Genomic DNA, 25,944 nt, shown 5'->3' with positions numbered 1-25,944 from the left:
TGCGTATCACTTTCCTCGGTCATGCGTATGAGTTGATCGATTCATGCGTATGAGTTAGACGGTTTATACGTATCACTTTTTCCGGTCATCCTTATGACCAATTTAATACATCTGACAAGAATACAAAAACAATGTTTAAACGCATTGTAAGGACGCTTCTGCTCAAGAATGAGGTTTAACATAACCTTTCTATTGATGTTGTAGGAAAGGCAAAAGGTCAGGCTGAGTTATAAAAGGCATACTTATTCCAATAGGAAATAAAAAAACACCGTTCTTCAAAAGGTGAACGGTGTTTTATGAAGTTTATTTGTTTTGTGGTTTTAACCATTTGTCAAGCCAAGCGAAGAAAGTTCGCTGCCATAGAATTCCGTTTTGTGGTTTCAATACCCAGTGGTTTTCATCCAGATAGAGTAACAATTCGGCAGGAATACCTTTCAGCAGAGCAGCCTGGAATGCTGATTGCCCCTGAGAGGATAGGATTCGATAGTCTTTATCACCATGGATACAAAGTATAGGAGTATCCCAATTATCAATGTAACGGTGAGGAGAAGTTGCTATACTGCGCTGTGCAATAGGGTTGTTCTTCTCCCAGTACGGACCACCTAAATCCCATTTGGTGAACCAGAGTTCCTCTGTTTCAAGGTATTGTTGCTCAACATTAAAAATACCATCGTGAGCAATAAAGGCTTTGAAACGCTTATTGTGATTACCGGCCAGCCAGTAAACGGAATAACCACCAAAGCTGGCACCGACACAACCTAAATGTTCGGCATCGACATAAGGTTCCTTAGCAATATCATCAATAGCAGAAAGATAATCTTTCATGCACTGCCCTGCGTAATCACCACTGATTTCTTCAAGCCATTTCATTCCGAAACCGGGAAGGCCACGACGATTTGGAGCGATGATAATATAATTATTGGCTGCCATAATCTGGAAGTTCCACCGGTAGCTCCAGAATTGGCTTACCGGACTTTGGGGACCGCCTTCGCAGAAGAGCAGAGTAGGGTACTTTTTATTGGGATCAAAGTTCGATGGATATATTACCCATGACAGCATGTCCTCACCATCGGTAGTTTTTGTCCAGCGTTCCTCTACTTTTCCAAGTGTGAGCTGTTTGAAGATTGCATCGTTTTCGTGGGTTAACTGAGTAGCTGTTCCATCTGTAGGATTGATAGCGTAAAGTTCGTCTGCAGCACTGATAGAGTGACGCTTACAAAGAATTTGATCACCTAACAAAGCAACCGATCCATAGTCGAAGTTACCATTGGTAATCTTTTTCACATCACCGTCGAAGTTAGCACTGTATACCATGGTAGTCCCATGCCATACACCTATAAAATAAAAGCTCTTGCAGTCATTATTCCACACATAATCGTCCACATTACTTTCAAAACTTTCTGTTACATAGTTCTTTCTATGGCTCATCAGATTATATACGCACAAGCGGTTTCGGTCGCTTTCATAACCATCACGTTGCATACTTTGCCATGCCAACCACTGTCCGTCAGGACTAAATTTCGGATTCGTGTCATAACCCATATTCTGGTCAGTATCACCTTCAATCTTACAAACATTAGTAGTTTGTTTAGTGTTCAAGTCGTACAGATAAATATCAGAATCGGTAGACTGCGCGTATGCCAATCCTTCCTTCTTCCGGCAAGTATAGGCGATGAAATTAGAATACGGGCTCCAAGCCAACTGTTCAATACCACCGAACGGTTTCATCGGACTTTCGTATGGTTCGCCTTGAAGAATATCAGTAGCTTCGCCTACTTTACCATCCGTAAAATCAGCCACAAAAGGGTGTGGAATGGTTAGCACATATTCATCCCAATGTTTGTAGTTTAAATCGTCTATGACCATACCTGTAGCTTTAGGTAAGTCGGGATAACGTTCTGCTGTGCTTTTCCCATTATTTATTTGAGCAATGAAGAGTACTTTTGTTCCATCCGGAGAGAAACTGAATCCTTCTATATCACCTTTGTACGATGATACCTTATGCCGATTAGATCCATCGGTGTTCATTACCCAAAGTTGATTGCTTCCGTCTTCGTTGCAGAGGAAAGCTATTTGTTCTCCATTATTGATCCATTGCGGATCACCTTCGTTGAACGAAGTTTTAGTGAGTATCTTGTTCTCTGTTCCATCTGCGTTCATGGTATATATGACGCGGTGGCTTTTGTTTTCTGTAACACTGTAATAAGCTACTGTATAGGCAACCTTTTTGCCATCAGGAGATACAGAGCTACTGCCGATACGTCCCATAGCCCAGAGTACTTCGGGAGTCATTCTTCCATCTTTTATGGTAACCTCTTGCTTACCAATGAAAGGGGCTTGTTCTTCTGTTTGCTTTTCTTCCTTTTTGCAAGAAGTCATCATTAGTGCAGCTGCCATTAAGATTAAGTATGTTTTATTCATAAGTAGAGTATTAATGTTTATTCTTTAATGTTTTCTGACGTTCAGCTTCAATACGTTCTTGCTCTTTTTTCAGTGCTTCCAGTTTAGCCATCATTCCACCTCGAGAACCTTTCGCTGTCCGATCGGCTTGAATCTTAACCTTGTTAGTCTCCAGCTTAGCGAGCAGCTTCTTCTCATCAGTTGTCTTACGTAAAATGACCATTGTAATAATACTAATCAAGCCGGAAATGAAATAATAATAATTTAAACCGGAAGAGTAAGTATTGAAGATGAAGAAGAACATAAGCGGCATTAGGTACATCATCCACTTCATGGCAGGCATCTGTTGCTGTTGTCCCATTGGGTCTTGCATCTTCATAGAGATATAAGTATTCAGTAAGCTGGATGCAGAGAACAATACACAGAACAAACTCAGGTGATTGCCAATAATAGGTAGATTTGTTCCCCAGTTGATGACATCATCGTATGCTGACAAATCGCTTGCCCATAAGAAACTCTGTTGTCGTAGTTCAATAGCGTTAGGAACAAAGAAGAATAAGGCCATGAAAACAGGCATTTGGACAAGCATGGGCAGACAGCCCCCCATAGGACTTACGCCATATTGACTATATAAGCTCATCATTTCCTGCTGTTTCTTTAAAGCATCGTCCTTGTTTGGATATTTCTCGTTAATTTTGTCCATGTAAGGTTTTAATGCACGCATCTTGGCTGATGACATATATGATTTATATGTAGCCGGGTAAACAATGCTTTTGACAATGAAGGTCATGAGCAATAGGACTATACCCATTGACAGTCCCCAGCCCGACAACCAGTCGAACAAAGGAATAGTGAAGTAACGATTGATTAATCGTACAATCGGCCATCCTAAATATACTAAATCTTGTAGCTCCAGACTTTTAGGAGAGGCAGCTGCACAAATTTTATTGGTTGCTTTTAAGGTGTTGAAGCGGTTCGGACCGATGTACATTTGCATGTTTGTCGGTTCCTTACCTGTCGGATCAAAAGAAGTGGTCATATTAGCATTATATTCTTTCATATAGCCACTGTTCTCTGCCAACACCTTTGAATTCAGTATCGTATTGTTAAAGTCTTGATGAGCGATCCAGATAGTTGAAAAGAATTGTCCCTTGAATGCAATCCAGTCGAGTGCGTCTTCTATTTCTTTATTTGCATCACGACCTTCGCTTAATTTATTGGAATCATGTCCGCTACGTTTGTATGTAAGAGCAGTGTAACGTTGTTCAAAGCTATATCCTTTCTCTTGATGACGTATTTTCTGATGCCAATTCAGGTTGATTGATTTAGATGCCGAAGGGAAGAAGTTCTGCATGTTGTTAGCCTGAATGGAGAAGTTAAGCACATAACTGTCCTTTAGCAATTTATAATTAAAGTCGAGTGTTCCACCTCCATTTATTTGCAGTCGCATGGTAACCGTACTATCGGTTACGTTAGTCGGAGTGAAATAAAGATTGTTAGTCAGAATGTTTTCATTCTTTCCGTCAATAGAAAAATCCATCTGAATATCTTTCTTGTCGAAGACAACCAGAGGCTGACCATTTTGGTCTTTATAGCTTTTTAGGATTGCTTCTTGCGGTGTACCACCTTTATTCGAAAGTTTTAATTGTATTAAATTATTCTCCAAAGAGATCTCTTGTTCTGTTCCTTTTAGTGAGCTATAGAAAGCAGATGTAGAATCAGCTACGATTTGTGTATACGAGATAGAATCTTTTTGTACTTCAACGTCGACTTTGTTAGACTGTTCCTTTTGAATAGCTTGTATAGAATCCTGATAGTGGTGTGCTTGTTCCAAGTCTTCTTTACTTGGGCGGTTATAAATAGAGAAACCTATTAATACCGTTCCAATCAACACGAATCCCACTAATGTGTTTTTATCCATTCTTCAAATCTTATTATATTATTTCTTTTTAGTGATTGCTGCTTTGATAAATGAAAGGAACAGAGGATGCGGATTCAGAACTGTACTGCTATACTCCGGATGAAACTGTGTTCCAATGTACCAGCGAAGTTTAGGAATCTCAATGATTTCTACTAAGTCGGAATCCGGATTGATACCAACACACTTCATTCCGGCTTTTTCATAGACTTCTTTATATTCGTTATTGAATTCGTAACGGTGGCGGTGTCGTTCTTGAATATGATCCTTTCCATAGATTTCATGAACCTTTGAACCTTTTTTCAGACGACAATCATAAGCTCCGAGTCGCATGGTACCACCCATATTGGTAATGGATTTTTGTTCTTCCATGATATCAATCACATTATGCTGCGTTTTCTGATCCATCTCTCTACTGTTGGCATCCTGTAGACCGAGTACATCACGTGCGAACTCGATAGCCATACATTGCATGCCAAGGCAGATGCCGAATGTGGGAATATCGTGAGTACGTCCGAACTTAGCAGCCACAAACTTTCCGTCTATGCCACGCTGACCAAATCCCGGACAAATAATGATTCCATCTTTACCACCCAATTTCTCTTCAACGTTCTCGTCTGTCAGGTATTCACTATTAATGAACTCAACATTGGCTTTATGATCGTTATAAGTAGCAGCTTGGGAGATAGACTCAAGGATAGACTTATAAGCATCCTGTAAATCATATTTGCCTACCAAACCAATCTTCACTACCTCTTTTGCTTTATGACGTCTGTCCAGGAACTCTCTCCATGGGCCGAGGTTAGGAGTAGGGCCTACCGGTAATCCCATCTTTTTGAGGATAGTTGCGTCTAACTCTTGTTCTTGCATTCTCAGGGGAACTTCATAGATAGTCGGCTGATCAAGTGATTGGACAACAGCTTTCTCTTCTACATTACAGAATTGCGCTACCTTTTTGCGGATACTTGTGTTTAAGTCGTGCTCTGTACGAAGAACAAGAATATCAGGTTGAATACCGGCTGCCTGTAATTGTTTTACAGAGTGCTGGGTCGGTTTTGTTTTCAACTCTTTAGCTGCAGCCAGATAAGGAACATAAGTTAAATGGACACAGAGTGCGTTTTTCCCCATTTCCCATTTTAACTGACGAATACTCTCCAGATAAGGAAGAGATTCAATATCACCTACTGTACCGCCGATTTCTGTAATAACAAAGTCGAAGTTTTTCTTTGTACCCAATAGTTTGACGCAACGTTTAATTTCATCGGTGATGTGAGGAATAACTTGAATTGTTTTTCCCAAATAATCGCCATGGCGTTCTTTATCAATTACGCTTTTGTAAATACGACCTGTAGTAATATTATTTGCTTTAGTGGTTTGAATACCCGTAAAACGTTCGTAATGACCTAAATCCAAATCGGCTTCATGTCCGTCTATGGTAACATAACATTCACCATGTTCGTATGGATTCAGTGTTCCCGGATCAATATTAATATAGGGATCAAATTTTTGGATGGTAATATTATAGCCTCTGGCTTGCAATAACTTGCCGATGGATGAAGAAATTATACCTTTTCCTAATGAAGAGGCCACACCACCGGTTACGAAGATATATCTTGTTTCTCCTTGCATGATATTTATTTTGTTTTTTATCAATTATTATAAGTCACAAAATTATAAAATCTTTTTGGTTTAAAGGGATATAAATACTAAAAATTGAATCAGATAATAGAATTTTCCGTGTAAATAATGTAATTGTAGAAAAAATGATATACTTTTGTGAAATATTATTTAACGACTAAACGATTTTATGAAGAAACATTTATTTATCTTTGCATTTCTTTTAATATTATGTTCTTCGTTGTCTGCTCAGGACATAATTATTCCTTCTAATATAAAAGCTATTCCTGTCACTCAGACTATTAATGTACCTAAGGCTTTTTCCGATTCATTAAATAATTTGGCTGCATCGTATCGTGCATGGGCACGTTTGTGGGAAGATCCTACGGTGGTGATGCCGAAGCTAAAGCCTGATCCTGATTTCTACAAGCTTTTTGTTCCGCCTACTTATTATAATAGTGTAGCTGAACAAGCCTATGTTATCAATTGGAAGAAACCGGAGTCTATTTATCCTGAGAATACAGCTGCCGACAGTCTGTATAGTTGTGTTCACAAATCGGCCGAACTTTATCAGCTCCCTGATATGGAAAGGAAAAAGGCGGTAGATAAGTGGGTGAATAAGATATTGCTTACATACTACTTGGAACAGCCTAATAATGTCCTCGGCAATGAGGCTTATCTGGCCGATGCCAAACCGTTGGGCGCAACACATGTGGTTACTGCTCCTCGTGAGGAAGCGGTTACTGATTATGTGGAACCTGCCAAGGAAGTGACCAATGTGACCTCGGATGAGGGGCTTGTTGTGCTTCGTCCAAACTTTTGGACTAAGAAAGGAAACGGATATACGCAGCTCTCTCAACATTATATTTCCGATAACTGGTATAAAGGTGGTGAGAGTACGGTATCTCTCTTATCCGGTATTGTTTTGGAGGCGAACTATAATGATAGGCAGAAAGTGCAATGGGATAATAAGTTCGAGGCTAAACTCGGATTTATTACAGCTCCTTCTGATACGGTGCATAGCTATAAGACGAATCAAGACTTGCTTCGTATAACAAGTAAACTTGGTGTTCAGGCATGGAAACACTGGTATTATACATTAGCTGCTGAAGTGAAGTCGCAGTTCTTTGCCAGCTACTCAACGAATACTGATAATATGATTTCTAATTTCCTTTCTCCTTTAGAACTTGATATAACTCTTGGTATGGATTATAAGCGACAGGAAAAGAATTATACGTTGTCTGTCCTGACTTCTCCTTTGGCTTATACCTTTATATATATTAATAATGATCATATCAATGACGTGACGAAGTTTAATGTGGAGACGGGGCATATCACTGCTCATATGTTCGGTTCTAAAATTACAGGTAATCTGACATGGAATATCTCGAAGAATATTACTTGGACTTCCGTTTTGGAATATTTTACTACATATAAGAAAATCATTGCCAACTGGGAGAATACTTTCGACTTTAAGGTAAATAAATATTTGTCTACCAAGCTATTTATTAATCCGAGATATGATGATGGTGTGACAAAGAATCATAGTTACTTTCAGTTGACCGAACTCCTTAGCTTCGGATTAAACTATACATGGTAATACTTGTTCAGAAAAGTTTCTTTTTAAAGAATTTTATATCTCACCGGTAACAATTGTGCCCATCTTTTAATTGGTGGCTTCTTTAATTTTGCAGTAGCTGAATTAAAAATTAAAAGAATTTACTGATAAAGGAATATTGTTATGACAAATTTTGTTAAGGGAAAGGCCATTAATCCTAATGAAGTAGTGGCGTATCAGGATGGAGGCATTGTAAGTATGGAGCTTCTTCACAACGAAAGTGGAAGTATAACCCTGTTTGCTATTGCGAGAGGTCAACAGTTGAGTCCTCATTCGGCTCCTTTTGACGCACTCGTTCAAGTTACCGATGGTGAAATGGTTATGACGCTCGATAATGTAGAGCATGTGGTAAAGGCCGGAGAGTTGTTCATGATTCCTTCAGGACGCATTCACAGTGTCCGTGCCGATATGAATTTTAAAATGCTTATCACCATGATTAGTCGGACGACATCAATTAAATAGATAAGTGTTACTTTAAAAAGTCGTTTTGAAGAATGATAAAAGTGATACGCATAAACCGACAAAGTGATACGCATAAACCGATAAAGTGATGCGCATGAATTGACAAAGTGATGCGCATGAATCGTTTGATTGATACGTATGAGTTGCTCAAAACTTCTGATGATTTTGAAAACTCATACGTATTACTTTTCTCGGATCTCTGTAATAGCAGGAGCCATGATAGTCTGAACCATGAAAATGCGCAATAAATAGCCTATCTTCCATCAAAAAGTTCCGTTTCTTTATTTAGAATTTGTAGTGAGAATTTTGTTTTGCTATAAGAAGTGTGTATTTTTGTACCTTGATTTGGTTTAAAACTAATTAAAAGGGAATCAGGTGAGAATCCTGAGCAGTACCCGCTGCTGTAAGCTCTGAAAAGATCCATACTACAGCCACTGTTAGTTCAGACGGGAAGGCGTTGGGTTAAGGAGTGAGTCAGAAGACCTGCCGAATCGTAATGGAATCAAACTTCCGGGTGTGGAGAATAAATTTATATTCAATGAAAAAAGCATTATTTTTTGGAACGGTCTTGATACTTGCCGTCATAATGGGCGCATGCAGCTCAAAGCAGAAAGAACAAAAAACTACGGAGTCGGTAACGCCCGGCATTATGAAAGATTCGTTGCATATTCATCCCTATTACGCTAAAGGTTTTAAAGTGAAGTACATAGAGAATGGCGTGCGACTGGTGGATATACACGATCCTCAAGATGAAGAGAGTCTTGATTACCATTTCGCTTTAGTTCCACAGAAAGCGAAAGAAACAGATATTCCAGATCAATACATACGGGTGAATGTACCCATCAAGCAATGTATATGCATGACAGCTTTGCAGTTGTCGAACTTTACAGCACTGAATGCACACGATTTTGTGACAGGTATCACAGGAACGAAGAATCTCTATAATAAAGATATCTTGTCCCGTGTGAAAGAAGGAAAGATAGTAAAAATAGGAATGGAAGGTAATTTTGATTCTGAGGTAATTATGGCAGCCAATCCTGATGTTATTTTTATCTCACCGTTTAAGCGAGGGGGCTACGAAGTTATTAAAGAGACGGGTATTACAATGATTCCGCATTTAGGATATAAGGAACTGGATCCACTTGGACAAGCCGAATGGATAAAGTTCATAGGTATGTTTATAGGTAAGGAGACAGAAGCAAATAGTGTGTTTAACGGGATAGCACAACGTTATAATGACCTGAAAGAGAAAGTGGCGAAAGTGAAACATCGTCCGTTGGTGTTCAGCGGAGAGATGCATGGAGGTAATTGGTATGCAGTGGGAGGAAAGAGTTATTTGGCACGAATGTTCGAAGATGCCGGGGCTGATTATGTGATGAAAGATAATCCCAGTAGCGGGGGCGTGAATATAGATTTTGAGAAGATGTACAGTATGGCTGCAAATGCCGATTATTGGCGTATTTTAAACAGCTTTAAAGGTGATTTTAGTTATGAGATTCTGAAAAAGAGCAATGAGCGGAATGCCGATTTCAAGGCATTCAAGGAGAAACAAGTGATTTATTGTAACATGCAGCAAACTCCATATTACGAGATTACTCCTGTGGAACCGGATGTACTGCTTGCAGATTTAACTTATATATTTCATTCCGAATTGATGCCTGAGAATTATAAACCTACGTTCTATACTTTACTGAAATGATACGTAAGTCGATTCCCATGATATTGCTGTTGTTGGTACTGATCCTGTTATTCTTTATGATTAACCTGTTCATAGGTTCGGTACATATTCCTGTGAAAGATATTGTGAAGATTCTTTTTAATGAAGGAAATGAGTCTGAGATATGGCAGAATATTATATGGAAATCGCGTCTTCCACAAGCGTTGACTGCAATGGTAGCAGGAGCGGGATTAGCAGTGAGTGGACTTCAGATGCAAACGGTATTTCGTAATCCGTTGGCCGGTCCGTCGGTGTTGGGAATCAGTAGCGGAGCCAGTTTAGGTGTTGCTTTCGTGGTGCTTATGTCAGGAGCTATTGGTAAGGTAGCTCTGAGCCGTCTGGGTTATTTTGGTGACGCAGCTATGTCTGTAGCTGCTATTATTGGGGCATTGGCCGTGATGGTGCTTATTGTTTATGTTTCACAAAAAGTAAAAGGGAATGTCACTTTGCTTATTATAGGCGTTATGATAGGATACTTGGCTTCCGCTATTATCGGTGTATTGAAATTCTTTAGTCCCGAGGAAGATGTGAAAGCTTATGTAGTTTGGGGCTTAGGTAGTTTCGCACGGGTATCAGGCGATCAGATGTTTCTGTTTGTAGCATTGATGTGTATTCTTCTACCGTTGTCCATGCTTTTAGTAAAAACCATGAATTTGTTGCTTTTAGGTGATGGTTATGCCCGTAATCTGGGATTGAATATCAAAAAGGCGCGAATGCAGGTCATTACCTGTTCGGGTATACTGGTGGCTATTGTTACCGCCTATTGTGGTCCTATTATGTTTATAGGCCTGGCAGTTTCTCATCTATGTAGAGCTATTTTCCATACTTCCGATCATCGTATTCTAATGCCCGGCACAATGCTCACAGGTTCGGCTTTAGCACTTATATGTAATTTAATAGCCCGTATGCCCGGATTTGAGGGAGCACTTCCGGTAAATTCGGTAACGGCACTGGTAGGCGCGCCAATCATCGCGTCTGTATTGTTCAGAAGAAGGAAGGAGGATGTCCATGAGTAAAGAAACCATCCGTCTGCAGAATTTGAGCATAGGATATATAGGAAAGAAAGCTGATGTAAAAGTAGTTGCCTCACATATCAATGCTTCGATTCGAAGCGGAGAGCTTACTTGTTTGCTTGGCGCGAATGGAGTAGGTAAATCCACTTTACTGCGTACGCTTTCGGTCTTTCAACCTAAGTTGGGTGGGAAGATATTCCTCAATGATAAAGAGATAATGACTTACTCGGACAAACAATTGTCAAAGTTGATAGGTGTAGTATTGACTGGCAGGGTTCATATCCAGAATATGTCTGTTCGTGAGTTAATAGGTTTGGGACGTAGCCCATATACCGGTTTTTGGGGAAATCTTACAAAGGAGGATTATACCATTGTAGATGAATCGATGGCGATGGTGGGCATTCTGCATTTAACGCATCGAATGATTCAGACACTAAGCGATGGAGAACGTCAGAAGGTGATGATAGCTAAAGCTTTGGCACAACAGACTCCTGTGATATTCTTAGATGAACCGACTGCTTTTCTGGATTTTCCCAGTAAGGTGGAGATGATGCAACTGATGCAACGGTTGAGTAGAGAGATGGATAAGACCATTTTTTTCTCTACTCATGATTTGGAGCTTGCTTTACAGATAGCTGATAAAGTATGGATGATGGATAAGTATAACGGATTAAGTACCGGTACTCCTCGGGATTTGGCTCAGAATGGAGTGTTGAGTCATTATATTGAAAAGAATGGCATCGTGTTCAATAAAGAAGATCTTTCCATTCATATCCTGAAAGAAGTATAGTCAGCTAACGGTGGCATGTATATCACCCTTTTCGCCAATAATCAAAATGGAGAGTTTTCCGTCCGGAAGAAGCGGATCACAACAGTTATGGCAGTGATGGATGATGGTTTCGCAAAAATCTTCTATCTTATTGGCAGGAATCTTTTCCCAAAGCTCGCGGGCCAAGTTAATAGTGTCTATTTCATTGATGATAGATTCATCACAACCGGCTTCACGCGCCATTTGTTTGATGAATTCCTTGTTCATCGTCACTTTCTTACTATGTGTATCAAGATTTCCTTCTGCTAATTTAACAGCTTTCCCCATCATGATACCCAGTGTAACATTCGGGATATGCATCTCTTGAGCTAACTTAATAGTTTCACCAATAAAGTTGCCATATTCCACGAATACTTGAGCTGGTAGTTCGGGATAGTAGGCTTTAACAAATCCTTCACTTTTGGCACCTGAGTTGATGACGATGCGGTCGCATCCTGTAGCTTTCGCTACATCCATGCATTTGCGTATAGAATTCAGAAATCCTTCTTTGGAGAATGGTTTGATAATACCCGATACGCCTACGACAGATATACCGTCGGTGATGCCTAAACGAGGATTAAAGGTTCGTTTTGCTAATTCTTTACCTTTAGGGATGGAGATGGTGACTAAAAGAGGTTTTTCGGGATATAACTGACTTATAATATTCTTCTGTATCATTTGCCGTGGCACTTTGTTTATTGCAGCCTCACCAACAGGATAGTCAAATCCGGGAAGTGTGATGTGCCCGATGCCTTCACCACCTTTAATACGAATAAGTTCGTTAGGTTGATTGTCTGTCAGATAAGAAACCTCTGCAATGATTTCCACCCCATTGGTAACATCGGGATCATCTCCACTATCTTTAATCACGGTTGCTTTATTGTTTTTACCATAAGTTACAGGAACATAGATTGTTTCCCCATTGGGTAATATAATTGGGACGGTATTCTCAGGGATAGTGTCCGATAGAATATAACCATTTCCTTTGCGTTGTAACAATTGTTGGGTTGCTGCTACTGCAGCAGCTGTAGCATAACTTCCGGTAGTGAGCCCGCTATGTAAAGTGTAGAAGTCCGGTAGGAGTTTCTCTACCATTCGTCGGAGTCCGTGTTCTCCGTTGACACGGGTGAAAATTTTAGGTGTAGTTGGTCGGGAGATAGCAAAGATTTGAAGATTCAATTCCTCGGCTGCACGAATCTTTTCATTGAAGCCTCCCGTTTCTCCGCTATCTTTCAGTAGAATAGCGTCAGGATGAATTTGACGAAAAATATTTAGTTCGTTCTCTCCTTGATGATAATAGCAAAGCATAGATTCTTTGACTCCTTGCTGACGGGCTAATTTAATAGAACTATCCCGTTCCAGAATGCGGTAGTATATTTTTACACCTTTCTCTTCCAGAGGCTTTAGTTGGCTAATACTCTGTACTCCCGTAGTAGCAAGCAGTACCGGTACATTAATCTTGTTGATGGCATCGGCATAATCAGCACACCAAGTTATGTGATTTGTATGCTGTGAAGGAAATATTCGCTCAAAGCGAATAGCCGGCAGATGAAGAATTTCCGCTACTTCGGCTACTGTTTGGTGAAGATGTGTAGCAAACGGATGAGCTGCATCAATAAGCAGTCGAATGTTTTTCTTTTTACAAAAGTTCAGCATATCTTCTTTCAGAAGAGCTCCTTCAAGACGAATTCCATTTTTTAAGGTAATTTCCTGCTCATTACCTTTGGTGGAATAATAGAATGGTTTTCCACTTTCTTCCAGCTCTTTAACGGCCTTGCGTCCCTCTGTAGTTCCTCCGAATACCAGAATCATTCTTTTGCCTTTCTGAATAAATGAGTGAAGTGGGATGAGTATAGTTCCGACAAGCCTTGACGATTGTCTATAGCATCACCCACCACGATTAATGTATCAAGTGTAAGATTGTTGTCTCTCAATAGATGATTCAGATCTTTTAATTGACCTCTATAGATACGTTGTTCTTTCCAAGTTAGTCGATAGCAGGCAGCTACAGGAGTAGTCTCAGGATATTCTTGAAGTAATTCTGCTTGTACTTTTTCTACAATATCAGCACTCAGATAAATGCACATGGTACTTTGTGAACGAGCCAATAGATGTAGTTTTTCTTTCTCAGGCATTAGAGTACGTCCTTCTCCACGGGTGAGGATGATGGTTTGTACCTTGCGAGGAATGGTGAACTGTGAACGCAGTTCTGCAGCAGCAGCTTGAAAGGCAGATATTCCGGGAGTGATATGATAATTCATGTGATACTTGTCGAAGAAATTCATTTGTTCCTGAATGGCTCCGTAGAGACAGGGATCTCCGGTATGCAGACGAACTACAAGTTTACCTTTATCATAAAATTTTTTCATTAAATCAATTTGCTCCTCTAAGTCAAGTGAAGCGGAGCTTTTAACGGTTGCTCCTAATTTGGCACACTCTGTTAACTCACGTGGAACCAAACTGCCAGCATAGAGGATAAGATCAGCTTTCTCCAGCATTTTTCTTCCACGAACAGAGATAAGATCAGGATCTCCCGGTCCTGCACCTATTATTTCAATATGTCCTTGACGAAGGAATTTGTAATCAATAGAGGCAGCTAAAGTCCATTTCTTCCCTTTAGTTTTATTTATAATAAGTTTTTTATTGTCAGCAGATAAAATAGCAGATGCTTCACTTACACTATAAGTATTCATATACTTTTTTACGGTGGAACTCGGGTTAGGAACATTCACTTCTTTCAGTTCTTTCGCAGCGTAGAAAAGAATTGGATAAGTTTGCTGTAATCTCTTTACTGCCGGTTCATCTTTTTTCTCATTAATTGTGGAGAAATCAAGAATGGTATCTTTCGAAATTCCATGTTCATTCAAAGTAGATTCCATCTCTTTTAAAATTTCTTCAACTGGTTCTGCCTGATGTGCTAATCCTATGCCAATATGCAAACATTTAGGGGCATATATAAGGTATGGAATATGTATATTTCTCGGAGTAAAAGGAGAGACGATGAGTAGCAGAGAATAGTCATTTTGTTGAATGTCTTCGTAGTGATAAAATACCTTTACGTTTGCAGGATGATTAGCTTCCATCCATTCTGTTCCTTTATCGCGGATGGATAATAGAAGAGCAGTTGATTTTCCGGAAGTAAAGAGGGATATCTCCTTATTCATTTGCTGTTTATTCACATACCAGTTGAAACGTTTAGCCAGTGTATCGAGTGCCCATAATCCTAATTTATCGCTTTGGGTTGTAATGACCGGAGTAGCACCAATAGTTGCGGCAACTTGTTTGGCCAGCTCGTTGGCTCCACCTATGTGACCGGATAGAACACTGATAACCGACTGACCATTACAGTCGATACAGAGTATAGCCGGATCGGTATGTTTATCTTCTATATAAGAAGCTATGCTACGGACACAAATACCCATTGCTCCAATGAAGATGAATGCCTCAAAGTGGTGGAATTCTACTTTTAACAGTTCATCTATATTATTTATATAAATCGTTTTCTGTTCCTTATGAAGTGAGTATACAGGGAATTTATATTCCTTATGAATAGATTGAGCAGTTTCATAACCTGCTTCAGAAATCAATATGACAGCTGCTTTCATTTATTTGTTGCTTTTAAAATATCTATCGGGTTATAATCGTTTAATGTAATGTGAGTTACAGGTTCCATGTGCAGTCTTAATTCTTTTATTGTTTCTTTAAACAGTTCTTCGCTATTTGATTTGTTTGGTACGGAGTTCATTACGATACATCCACCAGGTTGAAGGACAGTCATCACCTTTGCCATCATCTCTTTCAATCGGCCACCATGTCCTCCAATAAAGACTGCATCGGGTTTGGGAAGATCGGAAATATCAATTGTCAGAAAATCACCGATAAGGGTTGTAATGCCAGGAGTACCGAACTTACGGCTGTTTTCATACATCAATTTTTTTCCTTCTTCTCGAATCTCGAAAGAGACAACTGTTACATCAGGGAATTGCAGACGGGCTTCTATGGAGACGGATCCCGTACAAAATCCTATATCCCACAAGACATGATGCCTATTCAATTCTAACGCCTGTAGAGTGAGTAGACGGATAGGCATTTTAGTAATCATCTTTTCTCTACCATTTAATAGTTCAAAACTTTGATCGGGAATACCATATTGTCGTACTGTTAATAGTTCTTTGGGAGTTTCTATAATTAAACAGTTCGGATTATCAAAAGCATGTTTGGAAGCCTCCCATATAGTACATGAGGTGATTCGTTCCATCTCTGAATTTCCCAGATGTTCACCGATATGCATCTGGTAAGTGGTATAACCGAATTTTATCATCCGTTGTGCTATCATTGCTGGAGTATGTTCCTTATCGGTTAGAATGCCTATTTTAGGAGAACGTTCTATGAGTGCCTTATCTAATTCTGTCCATGGGCGACCGGTAAGAGAGACGATTCGCATATCGTGATATTGCATTATTAATCGGTGTGCCAGTGTTTGTAGGGAGTTGAAGGTAGGATAAACTTTGATAATTGCATTTGGCTCTTTACGTTTAATCGTATTGGCGAAGCCAAAGAATAGCGGATCGCCCGATGCAAATACAATGATTCGTTCTATTCCTTTGGCATCTAACTTATTATATTGATAAAAAACCTCCTCCAGAGGAATGGTAATATCAATCCATTCTATATCCTTTGGGAGAAGAGCCTTTACTATCTCGTGATGTCGTTTCCCTCCGGAGAACACCTTTCCTTTACTGATTTCTTCAAGTATATCAGGAGAGAAATAAGGAGAGTATGAGTCGTTAATTCCTATTACAATATATTTCATATTTTATTCACTATAAATCTCTTCCAGGAAGCAGGGCTTCTGCATCATTGAAGGTAAGAATGGAATTTACTAATGTGGCGGCCAGATTACTACCTCCTTTCCGGCCTTCTACAATAATTTTCGGAATCTCGGTGAATGGTTTTACCATGTATTTGGATTCTTTTACATGAACGAATCCTACAGGCGCTGCAATAATTCCAACGGGGCAGGCTTTCCGTTTTCGAATCAAATGGCATAACTCTATAAGGGCTGTAGGAGCATTTCCAAAGACAAAAAGAGCATCAGGATGATCGGTTACAGCTAATCGGATTCCAGCTTGTGTGCGAGTTATATTCTCATTTTGAGCCATATCTGCTACACGAGAATCATCTAAGTAACAAAGAGCTTGAATATTTAGGCGGCTCAAAGCACCTTTACGAATGCCACTGACTACCATATTTACATCTGAAATAATATATTTCAATTCTCTATTGATAATTTTATTATAAAGGATTTCTACAGCATGTTTATCGGTATAAAGAATATCTTCCATATTAAAGTCGGCTGTAGTATGAATGGCATGTAGTAACGGCCATTTACGATCAAGAGGAATATCTTTATTCTTCAGCTCCTTCTCAATGGTACGGAAACTATTGATCATAATGCTTTGTCCAATCTTTATTTCCTTATTTTGGTCTTCACGATAATATCCTCGAGGAGTAATAAAGCGATTATTCCAAGTATATGACTGAGAGTTCCCGATGATAACAATAGTGAACATATCCACTTCTTCCGGATTGAATTTCCCTAAGGTAGTGATAGTGGTTGTCTGTTCCTTTCTGCCTGCTTGACGAACATATCCAACAGGTGTATTTTCAGAGCGTCCTTCGCTGAGAAAGATTTCCTTCAGACGGTAGAGCTGCCAGTAACGTTCATTGCTTTTAGGGTTATATACAGCTGTAACAAAGTCTCCTATGGATGCAGCTAAAATACGTTTTTCAATAATTTCCCATGGAGTCATCAGATCGGATAAAGAGATGATACAAAAATCGTGTCCTATAGGAGCACCTAAAATAGAAGCTGCCTTTTGAAACGCACTAATTCCCGGATAGGAAACTACCTCAACTTCACTGTTTCGCTCACGTTTCATTTCGTAGACCAGTGGAGTCATACCATAAATCCCAGCATCACCAGAGCTGATTACTACTATTTTTTTGCCTTGTTCCGCAAGTTCAAAAGCTTGTTGAACACGGTCTTTCTCTCGTTTCATTCCTGTATCTATACACTCTGTCTGCTGGGACAGAAATGGATTGATAAATTGGAAATAATATTTGTAGCCAATGATGATATCAGCTTCTTTCAGGGCGTTCATTGCGGCAGGAGTAATATCTTCAGAACTTCCTGGTCCTATGCCAACCACTGTTATTCTCTTTGTACTCATAATCTTCAATTTTAGTGCAAATTTAACGCTTCTGTTTTTAAAATCAAATGAATAATGAAGATTGCTTATGCTCTCTCCATTATTCATTTTCCATAAATTGAATTAATTAATTGTGTTAATTGTTTGTGTTGTTGAGCTTGTTTGGTTTTTTGAATAAGCGGATAATATATTTAATACCTAATACCAGACCGGTAAGTGATACAAAGGCTCCTGCAAGTAATAATCCCCACATCACTACTGTCCATAAAGTATTGTGACCTATAAAAACTTTATACCTTAAACTGTGAAAACCTTGATAGAGTAGGAAATGCCATCGTGAATGGTTGTTTACACTACGGAAATTTCCTGTATTGGGATTGATATAATATACGGTATTGTCGGCATTATCTACTTTGACTTTCCATACAGGTAAATCAAGTTTGCCTTTTCTGTCGAGGTAATAATTGTCGTATTCTGTCATTTTAGTAATGGTGAATGGTTCATTTCCATGTGTTTTTTGTATGGCATCAGTTACTATCTTTTTTGTTATATCAAGTGATACGATACTATTTTCTGATGCATCAACATACAACATTTTATCTTCACCTTTTAATTGTATTTGATAGATGGGAATATTGTAAAAACTACTCCACGTTATTTGAGTTACCTTTCCTGTGTACTGATGAATTACATTTCGGTAGTCCAACTTATATTCATTGAGTGGAAGAACCCCTTGACTCATTATTTTGTGTGAGGGATATTCCTTATATTCTTTACCCAACCATTTTGGTGTATCGGTGAGTGAGTACATACCGCTGAGAATCCATGTCAGGAGGAATATGCCAAATATGGTTCCGTAGATATGGTGATAACGATACCATTTCTTTTTGTATGGGCTGCTTAATCCTTTTCCACGCTTTACTGATATACGGAACGATCGGATAGCAATGTAAAATCCAGCTATTAGCATAAAGATGCCTATAATAGAAATCCAGATAATGACATCTTTCCACAAATCTACATCATGGCGAAGCCATGTGAAGTATACCCAGTGGGGAATAGCTCCTATCCAAGCCCATATCCGTTCGGCATGAGTGGTTTGTTGAAGTACTTCTCCTGTAATGGAAGAAATATATAATTGTGTTCGGTCTTTATCACTGAAGTAGAACTTATAGATTGGAAAGTCTTTCTTCAGCCGATCAAATGGAATCCATTGCTCCAACTTATTCAAAGTGTCTACTTTTGCTATCGGTCCATCACACCATAGAGCAGCTACCTTATTAATATAGTCAGCATTTACCACCGGAATTATCTGTGTACTGTCGGCCATCAGTCTTTCCGGATTGCCGTTTCTGCTTCGCGTACTTATTTCTTCACTTGCGCTGAAGTAGGTTTTTCCTAAGTATGAATACACACTGAGTCTTTTGGGCTTTTTATTCGTTAGTCGTTGAGCTATATTGTCGATTGAAGGAAGTGAATCTGGTAGAGCATCATACTTTGCCATTTTCTCATCCCTATTGGCCGATGGAAACTGATGATAAATCATCACAATTCCCGTTAGAAACCACATCAGGAATAAGATACTGAGAATTGTTCCCAGTATCTTATGTAAGGTGTATATAAACCTGTTTATCATAATTAATTTATTTCAATAACCATATCTCCATTACAAAGCACATTGTATGTTTTTACCATATAAAGCACTATTGGGCGCATTTTTCAGAAGTTCGGTATCTCCCTTATATTCTATGTGACAATTTCTGCTTTTTTCTTCCCAATCAGGTTTCCCGTTGCCTCCAACATTTTCTTTAAATATAATGCCATTACCTAATTTTACAGAAAAGGCACGTAAAGAATTTGCCCAAATATAGACTTGCATGCAATAGCGGCTTTCTGTTTGGTACTTTTTCATGTCGCATGGATATTTAACGATATAATATTTGCAGCCGGCTTTTGCTCCTCCAAAAGAAGAAATTTTTCTTATCTTATTCAGTTTTTCAGGGGGAAGGTAGATTGTTTCTTGTTCTTCTATAATAGGATCACCATTTTTTATTTGGAAGTTCTTATACTTTTGCTTAGCATAAACTTTATTTGCAACTTCAATAATTTGACTGTTTGTAGGTATTTGTGCATTTAGTTCTGCTATGTTCACAAACAAAATAGTTATAAAGAAAAATATATGTTTCATTTTATTATAATTTTGCAACTATCCCATGATACATTAGAAAATAAATCTTTATAGGAACAATAACCACTAAATTTTTTTGAATAATCACTTTGAGCATTTATTATTATTTTCTTTACATGTTTAGGAATAAAGTTGGTCGTTTGTATCTTGTTACAGTTTTCTTTATCAAATTTTGTACATGAAACAGCTGATCTCATAATTAGAATGAGTAAGATAAAGATGCCATGTAATTACGAGGCGCACTTGGTACAAACTGATTTCCTAATGATTGGTTGCAGTATTTCTCATTGAATAAATTCTTGATATTCAATCCGGCACGAATACCGTTCTTGAATTTATAACTGAAACCAAGATTAGTCAACCAGAAAGAATCAAAGTATGTAGTGTTAGCACTGTTACGGTAAACCTTATCCTGGAAGTCCACATCGAAATTGACTCCAAATCCTCTCAAAAATCCTTTCTGAACTGTATAGTCTCCCAATACAAAGAAAGTATTTTTAGGAATACGAGGATATTGCTTGCCCTTTGTTGCGTCACTGCTCATCCAAATATTATCTTCCATCTCACGAACTTGTGCGTCAGTGTAGGCATAACCGGTCATGAAAGTCATGCCAGGGATAGGATTATAAGTTAATTCAATATCGAAACCTTTAGAATCCATACGGCCAACTTGTCCTATGACATTCTTATCTAAGGTTTCACCATTGATAACTTCACCTTTATTAGCCAATGTGCGAGTCATATTATACTTATTAATATAGAAGATGCTAAAATCAACTTTCAATTTATTTGTCAGTTCATAGCTGGTACCCAATTCAGCCTGCATACCTTTTTCCGGCTTGAATACTTCTTCTCCTTTTGTAGGTGTATAAGGATGACCGTTTCTGTCAACGTATATGGTATTATCGTTATAGAATGTTCGGATAGGTTTGAAATACGAACCTACAGAAGCATAGATTGACCATTCTTCCATTGGAAGATAAACACCGCCGACACGGAAAGTGAAAGCGTGGTTTTTAATCTTAGAATATTCATCGCCATTCACTGCCTCATGCTTGCGACCACCATTAATTGTATTGATTCCGGAAGCACGTTTGTAGTTGTAAAAATCGTATCGAGCTGCCAACAAGACTTTCCATTGTTTGCTGAACTCTATTAAGTCGTATAGATAGAATCCATTCATGAGTGTGTACTGAGGAGTTGCCTTACTGAACTTAGTTTCCATCCAACCGATGCTGTGCGGGTTGTGAGTTGTACCATGACCTGTCAGACCGGGGCCGATTACATCGTCGCCCTTTTTGCCAAAGTTGTATCCGCTGTATGAGGTACGATCCAGATAGATGATAGACCAGCCGGCTAAATAATTGTGTTTTATAGAACCGGTATTGAACTTACCGTTCAGTTCCAACTGATTGTTTAATGTCTTGGCGATGTGTGAGAATCTTAATGGATAACTATAATATAAGGAATCAAGACTGATATAAGTTCGTTTATTACCTGACTCGTAATAATAAGGATAGATAGGATCGGTACTGGTGAGATAATCCAGAGACTCTGTTCCGAAATAATCGATATCATCGTAGCTGTACGAGAGTTTGTCCATCAACTTCACTTTATCGCTGAAAGTATGTTTCCACTGACCGGAGATATTCTGTGAGCGGTTGTACATAAAGTCCGATTCACTGTTGTATCTCCATTTCCTATCAAGTCCGGGAAGCTCGTCATTCTTTTTTAAATAAAGAGATCCTGTAGAAGCATTATAAATATCTTCCGGCATGATGTTGGGTAAACCGATTTCGGTTGAGTAGAAATCGTGGTTTCCCGACCAGCGAATATCGAATTCATCCTTTTCGGTTATCTTCCCGCCTAAAACAAAATAGCCGGACAAACGATTTATTTTATTGTCTCTCCATCCTTCGGTATTTTGGAAGTTGATGTTGGCACGATAGTTGACAGGTCCGGTCAGTTTGCCGCCAAATCCTACTGTAGCCTGTTTGTTGTACCAACTTCCATAAGCTATACGGGCATTGAAGTTATTTTTAGCGATAGGAGCTTTACGAACGATGTTCAGCACACCACCGACGGATGATGAACCGTAGAGTACGGATGAAGGACCCTTCAGCAATTCTATCTTTTCGATTGATGACAGATCCATGAAAGGATATGAGTTGTCTATGGCCGAACGTTCATCACGGACACCGTCTATCATGACAATTGATTTATCGAATCCGCGGATTGAAACTTGTTGAAAAGCACCATAAGAGGTTTGAAAACGAACTCCCGGGATAAATTGTACCGCACTTTGAATGTCCGTAATATCACGGTTAGTTAAAACCTCGGATGGCAATGTGGCTGTTGAGATAGGTAAATAACGTTTTGGTACATCCAGTTTTAAAGCTTTAGACCTCGACATGTCTTTTCCCATTACCTGTACTTCATTAATGGAAAGCACCGTATCGTTGAAATTGGTGTATTCCTTCTTGTCATTCTGCGCACTTGCAGATAATCCCATCATAATTGACAGGACAGAAACAAACAGTTTCTTCATAAAAAGAAAAGTGTAATTTAAGTTATTAAATAAGTTCCTTACCCGGGAACTTCGTTAATTATGGTTATCGGGCAGGTCTCCTGACTTGATCCTTCACCTTCCCATCCGTTATTACTTCCGGACAGTGGTATTGTAGAAATGTAAATTCCTATATTTCAAGGAACTGGATCTTACAGTAGCGGGTACTGTTTCGGCCTTTCACCGAATTCCCTTTTAAAGACTCCGACCGGTCAGTCATTGTCTCACCTGATTTCCAAGCGCAAAAATAATCAATTTCTTTATATATTGTATGAATTACTCTAAAAAAATATACCTTTGCTGAAAATAAACAAACGATATCATGAAACAGATACTTTTTTTTCTCATTGGTCTTATTTCGGTTGGATGTTATGGGCAGGGTTTAGAGGATTATTCAGAAAGTAATTTTCTTCAGAATATGGAGAAAGGGGAGAAGGTTGCCTTGTTGATGGTGCACTTCGGGACTACACACGATGATACTCGTGCACTTACTATTGATGCTATTAATAAGAAGGCTCAAGTTACTTTCCCTGATCTGGATATGTTCGAGGCTTATACGTCACGTATTATCATTAAGCGATTGAAAACTCGTGGAATAGTGAAACTGACTCCACTCGATATGCTTTTGAAACTTCGTTCTGAAGGTTATACTCGCGTATTGGTGCAGAGTACGAACATTATTACCGGATGGGAAAACGAGTCGTTACAGAAAGATATAGCGGGTGTTGCTCCGTTTTTTAAGGTGGTACGGCTGGGGAATCCACTACTCTACGATGTAAAGGATGCGCAGGAAGTGGTTTCTATTCTTACACGGCGTGTTCCTGCCGATACAAAAAAGCATGAACATGTGGTACTGGTCGGACACGGAACCACGAATCCGTCGACTGCTATTTACAGTGAGATAGACTATATGTTGAAAGCTGAAGGACATTCTAATTATCATGTAGGAACTATTGAAGGATATCCTACTTTTCAGACTATGTTGTCTCAGTTGAAAGCTGCAAAAGCAAAGGTGATTACCCTTGTTCCGTTTATGTTCGTTGCAGGTGATCATGCTCAAAACGATATTTCGATAGAATGGAAAGAGATGCTTGAGAAAGAAGGCTTCAAGGTACAGCTCCACATTGAAGGTCTTGGTCAGATTCCGGAGGTACAAGATATATTTATCAATCATATACGCTTTGCCATGAATCATGCAACGATGGACATAATGACCAAAAAAGCTATTTATAGCAAGTAAAGGTGAATACGAAGATATAAGTTATTTATTTAATTTTCAGGGAATCTACTTTGTGCTTTAATGCTATTTTCGTTTGGCTCGAAAGAGAATCTTTTTTCAGAGGATAAAGACGGTCTGCCATGTCATACATTGTTTGCAGCATAATGGTAGAATCTTTCTTTATGGAATCTCCTTTTTCCGGAATATCGTCACGATAATGCTTCCAGGCATTGGCGTATTTTCGGTTATGGCGAAGGGTTCGTCCGCGTTTCGTTAAATTTTCCGTAAGCAACTTTTGAGCGTCAAAGGTATGGCGGACGCCGATACCTGCTTGCATTGTTCCATCGTCCTTTGTAAAAGGAGCTACCGGACGATTGCGGATATCATTCTCACTTACATCGTATATACTTGAGTGACTGTTCGGATTCAGTTGCATGGTAACTCTTTTTCTGCTTTTCTGTTCCTTTATAAATACCATATCTTTCACAGCATCTTCACGAAACTCCAAATTCTTTTTGTGCTGATCAAGTTTTGGGGCATCAAGAATGGTAGGAGCATCATCCATATAATTAAAGATAATAGCGTTAACAGCTTCTTGGTTTAACTTTATTTCTTCTTTATCTTTCTGACGTCTTATCCTTAGAGAGTCATCAGCACTGAAAGTTTGCTTTTTTGTACCGGTTCTTGTTGTTTGTCTTGTTTGCGCGTTTGCCATAGAAATGCAGCAAAGAACATATAATAAAAACAAAGTCCAATGTTTAACTCTCATATTTTTAATTTTCCGACAAATATAATGTCATAATGGTTAAGTTGACAGGAAGTAATGATATTTAGCTTTATTTTTTTATTTTTTATGAAGAAAATAGCATATTTGCTTATGAAATTGTAAAATAAAAAAAGCGGATCAGCAATAGACCCGCTTCTTCCTCAAAAACTAAAATTTATTTATTCAGCCATGAAGTCCAGTTAATCAACGTGTTTCTGTCAGCGTCGTTCAACAACTTGCCTTGACGGAAATGGACATTTGGGTAGAGCTTTTTCATATCGGCTTCAGCTTTCTTGGTGTTACTTCCCCCGGAAGTGGCGAAAGGAACTACCGTCTTGCCTGTAAAATCATAACTTTCCATAAATGTATTGATAATAGTTGGGTTCGTGTACCACCAGATAGGGAATCCTATGAATACGATGTCGTAGTCAGCCATATTCTGAACTTTGTTAGCTATAGCCGGACGAGATGATTTGTCTGCCATCTCTACTGTGCTGCGCGATTCTTTATCGTTCCAGTTCAAATCAGCTGTGGTATATGGTTTGGCCGGTTCTATTTTGAACAGGTCACCTTTTATAACGTCTGCCAAATCTTTTGCAACTTTCTCCGTTGTTCCGGTAGCAGAGAAGTATGCGACTAATGTCTTCATTTTCTTACCTCCTTCATTTGTTTGAGCGCTTACACCTAAACTTAAGGTGAAGAGCGCGAGCGTAATAAATAAAAATCGTTTCATAATTTTATTTGTTTTATTGTTTTACCATCTGCAAAGTTATATTCTTTTTTGAAAACAAATGGATGCTTTTAACAGAAAGAATTCTTTTTTGTACAAGTTTAGAAATAATAACGTGCACCTAATGAGACACTTGCCCAATCGATGGCATAACGACCTTTAAATCTCTTAAATTCTTTCGGCTTCTTATAAGAAGTAACCATGTCACGAATTTCGACTCCAAAGCCAAAGTGTTTGGTAAACATATAATCAAGGCTGAAAGAGACAAACACACCGACACCGTTTCGCGACTTGCGATAATCAAAATCATTGGCGGCATAACCGACGCCACAAGTGGTATCAAGACGAATACCTTTGTTCGTGGTATAATTATAAACAAAGCTTGGGCCGATATAGAAGACATTGAAGTCACCTTTGTTACAGTGATTTTGTAAAGCATTGATACCAAAGCCGAAACCGTTATTCCATACATGTTCGTAATCCAAAGAGAGTTCAATCATGGTGGCGTTATTGTATATTTCGCCGTAGTCATAGAAAGTTGATAATAACACACCCGGGCCATAACTGAGTTTGAAGATATTGTTGGCTGGTTTTATGCGCTTTTCGTTAAAGCCTATTGTGTGAGAGAAAGTCATGGATGAACAGAAAATACAAACTATGAGAAACAAATATCTTTTCATTTTGTTATTTTTAATTTCGCAACATAATAA

At 38.8% G+C, this 25,944-nt stretch carries 18 protein-coding genes, 1 pseudogene and 2 riboswitches; of the genes and pseudogenes, 6 read left to right on the top strand and 13 right to left on the bottom strand.

Annotation, left to right across the window (positions count from 1 at the left end):
- Positions 1-303 precede the first annotated feature (303 nt).
- From LO761_RS01355 to LO761_RS01345, 3 genes are read right to left on the bottom strand one after another with little or no spacing between them, the layout of a single operon-like run.
- Positions 304-2,421: a S9 family peptidase gene (locus tag LO761_RS01355; protein WP_272816536.1), complete on the bottom strand. Its 2,118-nt coding sequence runs from the start codon at positions 2,419-2,421 to the stop codon at positions 304-306.
- 10 nt (positions 2,422-2,431) lie between these two features.
- The gene (yidC, locus tag LO761_RS01350; protein ID WP_272816535.1) at positions 2,432-4,321 is read right to left on the bottom strand and encodes a membrane protein insertase YidC; all 1,890 of its coding nucleotides are present in this window, start codon (positions 4,319-4,321) and stop codon (positions 2,432-2,434) included.
- A gap of 18 nt (positions 4,322-4,339) precedes the next feature.
- On the bottom strand, positions 4,340-5,947 hold the full coding sequence (locus LO761_RS01345; protein ID WP_272816534.1) for a CTP synthase: 1,608 nt from the start codon (positions 5,945-5,947) through the stop codon (positions 4,340-4,342).
- 178 nt (positions 5,948-6,125) lie between these two features.
- Here LO761_RS01345 and LO761_RS01340 point away from each other — a divergent pair, with 178 nt between their 5' ends.
- The 5 genes and pseudogenes from LO761_RS01340 to LO761_RS01320 all read left to right on the top strand — a co-directional run.
- Positions 6,126-7,535: a DUF3078 domain-containing protein gene (locus LO761_RS01340; RefSeq protein ID WP_272816533.1), complete on the top strand. Its 1,410-nt coding sequence runs from the start codon at positions 6,126-6,128 to the stop codon at positions 7,533-7,535.
- A gap of 141 nt (positions 7,536-7,676) precedes the next feature.
- A complete protein-coding gene (locus tag LO761_RS01335; protein ID WP_272816532.1) occupies positions 7,677-8,015 on the top strand; it encodes a cupin domain-containing protein in 339 nt (112 codons plus the stop codon).
- 329 nt (positions 8,016-8,344) lie between these two features.
- A riboswitch (cobalamin riboswitch) is annotated at positions 8,345-8,520 on the top strand.
- Positions 8,521-8,553: 33 nt separating this feature from the next.
- Entirely contained in the window at positions 8,554-9,714 is a 1,161-nt protein-coding gene (locus LO761_RS01330; RefSeq protein WP_272816531.1) for an ABC transporter substrate-binding protein, read from the top strand.
- On the top strand, positions 9,711-10,748 hold the full coding sequence (locus LO761_RS01325; protein ID WP_272816530.1) for an iron ABC transporter permease: 1,038 nt from the start codon (positions 9,711-9,713) through the stop codon (positions 10,746-10,748). The genes LO761_RS01330 and LO761_RS01325 overlap by 4 nt, the downstream gene beginning before the upstream one ends.
- Positions 10,741-11,502, top strand: a pseudogene (locus tag LO761_RS01320) (ABC transporter ATP-binding protein); the annotation flags it as partial. The gene LO761_RS01325 and the pseudogene LO761_RS01320, both read left to right, overlap by 8 nt.
- A gap of 33 nt (positions 11,503-11,535) precedes the next feature.
- On the opposite strand, the gene cbiD reads toward LO761_RS01320, so the two are convergent.
- From cbiD to LO761_RS01285, 7 genes are all read right to left on the bottom strand, one after another.
- Positions 11,536-13,365, bottom strand: coding sequence for a cobalt-precorrin-5B (C(1))-methyltransferase CbiD (gene cbiD, locus LO761_RS01315; protein WP_272816529.1), 1,830 nt, complete (start codon positions 13,363-13,365; stop codon positions 11,536-11,538).
- The gene (cobM, locus tag LO761_RS01310) at positions 13,362-15,158 is read right to left on the bottom strand and encodes a precorrin-4 C(11)-methyltransferase (protein WP_272816528.1); all 1,797 of its coding nucleotides are present in this window, start codon (positions 15,156-15,158) and stop codon (positions 13,362-13,364) included. The genes cbiD and cobM overlap by 4 nt, the downstream gene beginning before the upstream one ends.
- Positions 15,155-16,366 (bottom strand): precorrin-6y C5,15-methyltransferase (decarboxylating) subunit CbiE, encoded by a 1,212-nt coding sequence (gene cbiE / locus LO761_RS01305; RefSeq protein ID WP_272816527.1) that lies wholly within the window; start codon positions 16,364-16,366, stop codon positions 15,155-15,157. Before cbiE ends, cobM begins: the two co-directional genes overlap by 4 nt.
- A gap of 10 nt (positions 16,367-16,376) precedes the next feature.
- Positions 16,377-17,786, bottom strand: coding sequence for a precorrin-3B C(17)-methyltransferase (gene cobJ / locus LO761_RS01300; protein ID WP_272816526.1), 1,410 nt, complete (start codon positions 17,784-17,786; stop codon positions 16,377-16,379).
- Positions 17,787-17,901: 115 nt separating this feature from the next.
- The gene (locus tag LO761_RS01295) at positions 17,902-19,401 is read right to left on the bottom strand and encodes a PepSY domain-containing protein (RefSeq protein ID WP_272816525.1); all 1,500 of its coding nucleotides are present in this window, start codon (positions 19,399-19,401) and stop codon (positions 17,902-17,904) included.
- 30 nt (positions 19,402-19,431) lie between these two features.
- Positions 19,432-19,953, bottom strand: coding sequence for a hypothetical protein (locus LO761_RS01290; RefSeq protein WP_272816524.1), 522 nt, complete (start codon positions 19,951-19,953; stop codon positions 19,432-19,434).
- Positions 19,954-20,152: 199 nt separating this feature from the next.
- Entirely contained in the window at positions 20,153-22,501 is a 2,349-nt protein-coding gene (locus tag LO761_RS01285; protein WP_272816523.1) for a TonB-dependent receptor, read from the bottom strand.
- 53 nt (positions 22,502-22,554) lie between these two features.
- Positions 22,555-22,766: riboswitch (cobalamin riboswitch) on the bottom strand.
- Positions 22,767-22,841: 75 nt separating this feature from the next.
- Here LO761_RS01285 and LO761_RS01280 point away from each other — a divergent pair.
- Positions 22,842-23,759 (top strand): sirohydrochlorin cobaltochelatase, encoded by a 918-nt coding sequence (locus LO761_RS01280; RefSeq protein WP_272816522.1) that lies wholly within the window; start codon positions 22,842-22,844, stop codon positions 23,757-23,759.
- A 25-nt stretch (positions 23,760-23,784) separates the two neighbouring features.
- Here the strand turns inward: LO761_RS01280 and LO761_RS01275 are convergent, their stop codons facing one another.
- The 3 genes from LO761_RS01275 to LO761_RS01265 form a co-directional block, all read right to left on the bottom strand.
- Positions 23,785-24,507: a hypothetical protein gene (locus LO761_RS01275; protein ID WP_272816521.1), complete on the bottom strand. Its 723-nt coding sequence runs from the start codon at positions 24,505-24,507 to the stop codon at positions 23,785-23,787.
- A gap of 172 nt (positions 24,508-24,679) precedes the next feature.
- On the bottom strand, positions 24,680-25,237 hold the full coding sequence (locus LO761_RS01270) for a flavodoxin (RefSeq protein ID WP_272816520.1): 558 nt from the start codon (positions 25,235-25,237) through the stop codon (positions 24,680-24,682).
- 98 nt (positions 25,238-25,335) lie between these two features.
- Positions 25,336-25,914, bottom strand: a complete 579-nt coding sequence (locus tag LO761_RS01265; RefSeq protein WP_272816519.1) for an outer membrane beta-barrel protein — start codon at positions 25,912-25,914, stop codon at positions 25,336-25,338.
- Between the last annotated feature and the right edge of the window lie 30 nt (positions 25,915-25,944).

The organism is Phocaeicola oris, assembly GCF_021295095.1.
GTDB lineage: Bacteria > Bacteroidota > Bacteroidia > Bacteroidales > Bacteroidaceae > Phocaeicola > Phocaeicola oris.
Note: the sequence above shows the minus strand (reverse complement) of the source record. Positions and strands in the feature narration are given on the sequence as shown.

Coding starts and splice junctions, on each gene's coding strand:
- LO761_RS01355 (WP_272816536.1), bottom strand. CDS start 2,421: ATGAATAAAACATACTTAATCTTAATGGCAGCTGCACTAATGATGACT.
- yidC (WP_272816535.1), bottom strand. CDS start 4,321: ATGGATAAAAACACATTAGTGGGATTCGTGTTGATTGGAACGGTATTA.
- LO761_RS01345 (WP_272816534.1), bottom strand. CDS start 5,947: ATGCAAGGAGAAACAAGATATATCTTCGTAACCGGTGGTGTGGCCTCT.
- LO761_RS01340 (WP_272816533.1), top strand. CDS start 6,126: ATGAAGAAACATTTATTTATCTTTGCATTTCTTTTAATATTATGTTCT.
- LO761_RS01335 (WP_272816532.1), top strand. CDS start 7,677: ATGACAAATTTTGTTAAGGGAAAGGCCATTAATCCTAATGAAGTAGTG.
- LO761_RS01330 (WP_272816531.1), top strand. CDS start 8,554: ATGAAAAAAGCATTATTTTTTGGAACGGTCTTGATACTTGCCGTCATA.
- LO761_RS01325 (WP_272816530.1), top strand. CDS start 9,711: ATGATACGTAAGTCGATTCCCATGATATTGCTGTTGTTGGTACTGATC.
- cbiD (WP_272816529.1), bottom strand. CDS start 13,365: ATGATTCTGGTATTCGGAGGAACTACAGAGGGACGCAAGGCCGTTAAA.
- cobM (WP_272816528.1), bottom strand. CDS start 15,158: ATGAAAGCAGCTGTCATATTGATTTCTGAAGCAGGTTATGAAACTGCT.
- cbiE (WP_272816527.1), bottom strand. CDS start 16,366: ATGAAATATATTGTAATAGGAATTAACGACTCATACTCTCCTTATTTC.
- cobJ (WP_272816526.1), bottom strand. CDS start 17,786: ATGAGTACAAAGAGAATAACAGTGGTTGGCATAGGACCAGGAAGTTCT.
- LO761_RS01295 (WP_272816525.1), bottom strand. CDS start 19,401: ATGATAAACAGGTTTATATACACCTTACATAAGATACTGGGAACAATT.
- LO761_RS01290 (WP_272816524.1), bottom strand. CDS start 19,953: ATGAAACATATATTTTTCTTTATAACTATTTTGTTTGTGAACATAGCA.
- LO761_RS01285 (WP_272816523.1), bottom strand. CDS start 22,501: ATGAAGAAACTGTTTGTTTCTGTCCTGTCAATTATGATGGGATTATCT.
- LO761_RS01280 (WP_272816522.1), top strand. CDS start 22,842: ATGAAACAGATACTTTTTTTTCTCATTGGTCTTATTTCGGTTGGATGT.
- LO761_RS01275 (WP_272816521.1), bottom strand. CDS start 24,507: ATGAGAGTTAAACATTGGACTTTGTTTTTATTATATGTTCTTTGCTGC.
- LO761_RS01270 (WP_272816520.1), bottom strand. CDS start 25,237: ATGAAACGATTTTTATTTATTACGCTCGCGCTCTTCACCTTAAGTTTA.
- LO761_RS01265 (WP_272816519.1), bottom strand. CDS start 25,914: ATGAAAAGATATTTGTTTCTCATAGTTTGTATTTTCTGTTCATCCATG.